Here is a 2,231-nt window from a genome sequence, read left to right on the forward strand (position 1 = left end):
CGCGGTCGGTCTTCGACCTCGAGCTTCCGCCCCGCTCGGCCTACCTGCTGTCGGGTCCTGCCCGCTCCGCCTGGCAGCACAGCATCCCACCGGTCAAGGACCTGCGCTACTCGATCACGTTCCGCACCGTCCGACGGCGCGACCGCGGGGACGAGTGATCCTCACCGGGCGTGGACCGTGCGGGGCGCGACAGCCGAAACCTGGCCCCCACGTGATGCGCCGGACAGCCCGAGCGCTGGACCAGGCTGGCTGTCGTTGACAGGATGGGCGGCGCCCAGTGCCCGGGCAGACCGACCGCAGACAGGAGCCCGACATGAAGGTCGCATACGTGTTGGCCACGCCGAGCGCCGCGGCGTACAAGCTCGGACAGATGATCCTCCCGCAGCTGGAGGAGGACGGCCACGGCGCCGATGTCGTCGGCATCTTCTTCTTCGACGACAACAACTGGGTGCTGCGCAAGGGTGACCCGCTGGGGGAGCGCCTGGCCCGGCAGGCGTCGGAACGCGGGATCCTGCTGATGATGTGCGACCGTTGCGCGATCGCCCGCGGCCTGGCCGAAGGTGAGCCCGGCGACTGCAAACCGACGAACGTGGTCGACGGCGTACAGGTCGGCTGCTTCCCGGACCTGTACGCGGCGTTGGCGGCCGCTCCGCCCGACCACGTCATCACGCTCTGATCTGGGCGTTGACCCTGGCGCGACACAGTGAGCGCCATGGACGGTCGACCGCGACTCCTGATGGACGGCCATCTCCGCACCCGAGACGACGCCGTACTACGACGACTGGTCGGGTCTGGTGTCGGCCACGTACGCGTCACGGCGGCCGATCGGCTGCGGTTCGCCACGGGTCGTGTCGCGCCGAGTTTGATGCTCCATCTCCGCGTTCAGTTCAGCGCCGATGAGGATCGCGAACGCGGTCAGGAAGAACCACAGCATCAGCACGATCACGCCGGCCAGCGAACCGTAGGTCTCGGCGTAGGACCCGAACGAGTTGACGTACCACGCGAACCCGGCCGAGGCGATCAGCCAGATGATGGTCGCGACGACGGAGCCGGTACTGACCCAGTTCCAGCGGGGCTCATCGCGGTTGGGGGCGTACCGGTAGATCGCGGCCAGGCCGAAGACGACGGCGATCGCCAGGATCGGCCAGCGGCCCCAGCGGATCAGCATCTGGCCGAGTTCGCCCAGACCGAGATCGCCGAGCACGACCGGGACCACAGCGATCAGCCCGATGGCGATCAGGGCGAAGAAGATCGCGCCGATCGTCAGCGCCAGCGCGATCCCCCGCACCTTGAAGAAGCCGCGTGTCTCATCTTCGTTGTAAGCGGCGGTGACGGCGTTCATGAGTCCTTTGGTGCCTGAGGAGGCGGCCCACAGCGCACCGAGCAGGGATGCGAGCAGCGCCCAGCCCAGGGTCCTGGTTGAGGTCGCCGCGATCCGCCCGACCTGCTCACCGATGAGCTCGGCTGCGCTCTGCGGCAGCGCGTTCGACCAGGTGGCGACGGTCTGCTCGATCTGCGCGGGCTCCGACACCAGCCCCCACAGGGTGATCGCCGCGATCAGCGCCGGGACGATGGCCAACATCGCGTAGAAGGCGACACCGGCCGCCATCAACCCGACCCTGTCCGCCTTGATCTCGTCCTTGGTCCGCAGCAGGACCTGCTTCCATCCCCCGGCAGGGATGTCGCTGGGTTCCGAGGCAGTCGCTCCGGGATGACGCTCGTCGTCGGGATGCTCGGCCTCGATCCCGTCTTGGCTGCCCGCCCCGCGGTTCGCCATAGGTAACTCCTCGATCGATCGGCTCGTAGAACAGCCTGGCTTCGCGGCGACGGACGGGTTCGTCCGTGCGGGGTCCGGTTGGACGGGAGGCACCGACCGCCGGATACGGCGACACAGCACTACGCGTCGTAATCACCCGGCTCATCGGCTGCGAGCATGGAGCGGTCACCGCCCGGCGTGGTCAACGCGGCCCGGGCCACATCGGGGTCGTGGTCAACGAACCGCCCGTCGGCCTCCCACAGCTTCGTCCCCTGGGGCAACCACAGGTACAGGCCGCGCGCCGCACCGAGGGTCCGCTCGGGATCGCGCGGCCAGTCGAGCCGTCGTGTCGCGACATCGAGACGCCGGCGCTGAGCACCGGAAGGGGAGAACCGGCCGACCCAGCGTTCGAGGTGCGGGCGCACGGCGGCGAAGGCGTTCCGCTTCGCGTTGTTGCAGCCACTGTGCGCTGCTA

General features: G+C 68.9%; 4 protein-coding genes. 2 read left to right on the forward strand and 2 right to left on the reverse strand.

Annotated features, from left to right (window positions below):
• Together M3N57_06575 and M3N57_06580 are read left to right on the forward strand one after the other, a co-directional pair.
• The coding region (locus tag M3N57_06575) for an alpha-ketoglutarate-dependent dioxygenase AlkB (protein ID MDP9022354.1) at nt 1-158 on the forward strand (158 nt) is incomplete at its 5' end.
• Between the two features lie 155 nt (nt 159-313).
• Nucleotides 314-676, forward strand: a complete 363-nt coding sequence (locus tag M3N57_06580) for a DsrE family protein (protein ID MDP9022355.1) — start codon at nt 314-316, stop codon at nt 674-676.
• A gap of 96 nt (nt 677-772) precedes the next feature.
• On the opposite strand, the gene M3N57_06585 is transcribed toward M3N57_06580, so the two are convergent.
• Nucleotides 773-1,777, reverse strand: coding sequence for a YihY/virulence factor BrkB family protein (locus tag M3N57_06585; GenBank protein ID MDP9022356.1), 1,005 nt, complete (start codon nt 1,775-1,777; stop codon nt 773-775).
• Between the two features lie 119 nt (nt 1,778-1,896).
• Nucleotides 1,897-2,231: hypothetical protein (locus tag M3N57_06590; GenBank protein MDP9022357.1), on the reverse strand; the 335-nt coding region annotated here is incomplete at its 5' end.

Source organism: Actinomycetota bacterium (assembly GCA_030776725.1).
Lineage (GTDB): Bacteria > Actinomycetota > Nitriliruptoria > Nitriliruptorales > JAHWKO01 > JAHWKW01.

Excerpts from the sequence above, each read along its gene's own strand:
- M3N57_06585 (MDP9022356.1), bottom strand. The coding sequence starts at position 1,777 with ATGGCGAACCGCGGGGCGGGCAGCCAAGACGGGATCGAGGCCGAGCAT.
- M3N57_06580 (MDP9022355.1), top strand. The coding sequence starts at position 314 with ATGAAGGTCGCATACGTGTTGGCCACGCCGAGCGCCGCGGCGTACAAG.